This is a genomic window from Bradyrhizobium sp. (assembly GCF_030697065.1).
Lineage (GTDB): Bacteria > Pseudomonadota > Alphaproteobacteria > Rhizobiales > Xanthobacteraceae > Bradyrhizobium.
The window spans coordinates 1-3105 of record NZ_JAUYQU010000015.1 but is presented as its reverse complement, the minus strand read 5'-3'; the positions used below and the strand labels follow the sequence as shown (position 1 = coordinate 3105).

General features: G+C 65.2%; 3 protein-coding genes. 1 reads left to right on the top strand and 2 read right to left on the bottom strand.

Annotated elements, in window-relative coordinates; translation table 11 throughout:
• On the bottom strand, positions 1 to 1002 hold a 1002-nt coding region (locus Q8R73_RS01270), incomplete at its 3' end, for an adenylate/guanylate cyclase domain-containing protein (RefSeq protein ID WP_305717738.1).
• 134 nt (positions 1003 to 1136) lie between these two features.
• On the opposite strand from Q8R73_RS01270, the gene Q8R73_RS01265 reads away from it, so the two are divergent.
• Positions 1137 to 2831, top strand: a complete 1695-nt coding sequence (locus Q8R73_RS01265; protein WP_305717737.1) for a GMC family oxidoreductase — start codon at positions 1137 to 1139, stop codon at positions 2829 to 2831.
• Positions 2832 to 2985: 154 nt separating this feature from the next.
• Here the strand turns inward: Q8R73_RS01265 and Q8R73_RS01260 are convergent.
• Positions 2986 to 3105 (bottom strand): chorismate synthase (locus tag Q8R73_RS01260; RefSeq protein ID WP_305717739.1); only part of this gene is annotated, 120 nt, incomplete at its 5' end.

Genomic DNA, 3105 nt, shown 5'->3' with positions numbered 1-3105 from the left:
GGGACCGATGCAGGTGAAATCGAGCCGGTTGCCGCCGCCGATATTGCCGTACAGAATCCGCCCGACATGCAGGGAGACGCCGAACCGGAAGCGCTCGACGGTCTCGCCGACCGGATAGTGCATCGCCTCGACGCTGGCGCGGGATTCGCGCGCGGCTTCCAGCACATGGCCGCAGACCTGGCTGATGTCGCCGACATATTCGTCGATCGGAAACACCGCGAGCAGCCCGTCTCCCATGAATTTCAGCACCTCACCGCCATGGTCCCTGATCGCCGCCACCTGGCAGTCGAAATAGCTGTTGAGGATGTCGACCACGGTCTCGGCCGGCAGCCGGTCCGACAGCGCGGTAAAGCCGCGCAGATCCGACAGCCAGATAGCGGCATCCATGGTGTCGGTATGGCCACGCCTGATCTGGCCCTTCAGGATCCGTTCGCCGGCACGGTTGCCGACATAGGTGTCGAGCAGCAGCGACGAGGTGCGGCGCCACTGGATGATCTCGATGACCCGCGCCAGCGCCGGCACCAGCGCGCGTAGCGCGGCCAGTTGCTGATCGGTGAAGCCGCCCGGCTGCCTGGTGGTCCAACTCGATGCGTGACTGAGACCATCGGTGAAATGCAGCGGCAGCGCGATGTAATCGGTGGCGCCCTCGGCGCGCAAATCGTCGAAAATCGAAAAGCGCCCGGCCTCCATATCATCCAGCCGGCCGCGAACCTCCGTGCCTTCCGTGAACACGATCATCAGCGGGCTGCTGGTGAATGCGGGGTCACTCAGGATATTGAAATCCACCGTGCCGATCTCGACCTCGGCGCCGGGCCGCCAGATGAAATTGCGGCCGTAGATATCCGGATGCAACGTGCGGACGAAGATGCCTACCCGCCACAGCGGCAGGCCCGCCGCCACCAGGCGTTCGCAGATCTCCGCCATCATCCGCGTCGGGCTGGCCGCCGAGCGCGCGCCGTCGATCAGCCAGTCGGTAATTTTCTGCAGCTCGGGTGCGTTCATGATCCCAACATGTGGGAGGAAGTACATCGGAGGTCAAGCCGAGACAGCCGTTTCGAGTTGGCAGCGCACAGCCGGCGTGACCCGGCGGCGGAGGTGCGCTAGCTTCCTGGTATAAATCGGGGAGAAGCGTCACAGTGTACGACATCATCATCGCCGGCGGCGGCTCGGCGGGCTCGGTCATGGCCCACCGGCTCTCGGCCAAAAGCGCCAACAAGGTCCTGCTCTGCGAAGCCGGTCAGGATACGCCGCCCGGCCACGAGCCGCCGGAAATTCGCGACAGCTATTCGGGGCAGGCGTATTTCGATCCGCGCTTCCACTGGACCGAACTCAAGGTCACCACGCAGATCGTCAGCCACAACAACCCGGAAGCGGACCGCCCGCCGTTGCGCAAATACGAGCAGGCGCGCGTGCTGGGCGGCGGCTCCTCGATCAACGGCCAGATGGCCAATCGCGGCGCGCCGACCGATTACGCGGAGTGGGAGGCCCGCGGCGCCGAGGGGTGGAACTGGAACGACGTGCTGCCCTACTTCAAAAAGGTCGAGCGCGACCTCGATTGCGACGGGCCGCTGCACGGCAAGGACGGCCGCATCCCGGTGCGCCGCATTCCCAGGGAGCACTGGACCCGGCACAGCCAAGCCATGGGCGAAGCCTGCAAACTCGCCGGCTACGCTTATCTGCCGGACCAGAACGGCGAATTCGTCGAGGGCTATTTTCCGGTGACGCATTCCAACCAGGACGAGGCGCGCGTCTCGGCGGCGATGGGCTATCTCGATCGCGAGACCCGCCAACGCAGCAATCTGACGATCTCGACCGACACCGTGGTGAAGGAGTTGCTGTTCGACGGCACGCGCTGCGTCGGCGTCAAGGCGCTGGTCGATGGACGGGAACAGGAGTTTCGCGGCCGCGAGATCATCCTGTCCTGCGGCGCGATCCATTCGCCGGCGCATCTGCTGCGCGCCGGGATCGGCCCGGTCGGACATCTCCGGGAAATGGGCATTCCCGTGCTGATGGGCCTAGCAGGCGTCGGCCAGGGGCTGATGGATCACCCCTCGATCTCATTGTCCTCCTATGTGCGCCGCGGCGCCCGCATGAACGCGCACACGCGCCGCCACATTCAGATGGGGCTGCGCTATTCCTCGGGGCTGTCAGGCACGCCTGCCGGCGACATGTTCGTCGCGGTGCTGAGCAAGTCGGCCTGGCATGCGGTCGGCGAACAGATCGCCTCGCTGCTCACCTTCGTCAACAAGACCTATTCGGAGACCGGCCAGGTCAAGCTTGCTTCGCGCAACCCGCAGGCCGAGCCGATCGTCGAGTTCAATCTGCTGAGCGACCGCCGCGACCTCGACCGCCTGATGAGCGGGTTTCGGAAGATGGCGGGCCTGCAGATGAGCGCGCCGCTGCAGGCGGTCACCGACAAGCCGTTCCCGGCCTCCTACACCGACCGCGTCCGCAAGATCGGCGTGGTCAACACGAAGAACAAGGTCCTCACCTCGATTGCCGCGCTTCTGATGGACGGCCCGGCGGCGCTGCGCCACGCCATGATCGACAATTTCATCGTCGAGGGCTTCACCTTCGAGCAGGTGATGAGCGACGACGAGGCGCTGGAAGCCTTCGTCCGCAAGGCGACGATCGGCGTCTGGCACGCCTCCTGCTCGCTGCGGATGGGCCGCGGCGACGATCCGATGGCGGTGGTCGACACCCAGGGCCGCGTCAAGGGCATTCAGGGCCTGCGCGTCGTCGACGCCTCGATCTTTCCGGTGGTGCCGTGCGCGAATACGAATTTTCCGACGCTGATGGCGGCGGAGAAGATCGCGGATGCGATGGTGTGAGGGGACCGCCCGTACCTGACTTCGCCGGACAGCTGGACCGAGAGCAGATGCGGGCGGAGGACGCGGAATAGTAAAATGTCGAAAACAACCCCATGCACAGATACGAAGTGTCGATGGAACAGCTACTTAGCGCGCGAGAACAATTTGGATTGCGCTACGCTAGTCCGCCTTTACCGCCCACCTGCCCGCGGTGCCGCAGGAAGTGATCCGCCAGCACGCAGGCCATCATGGCCTCGCCGACCGGCACCGCGCGGATGCCGACGCAGGGGTCGTG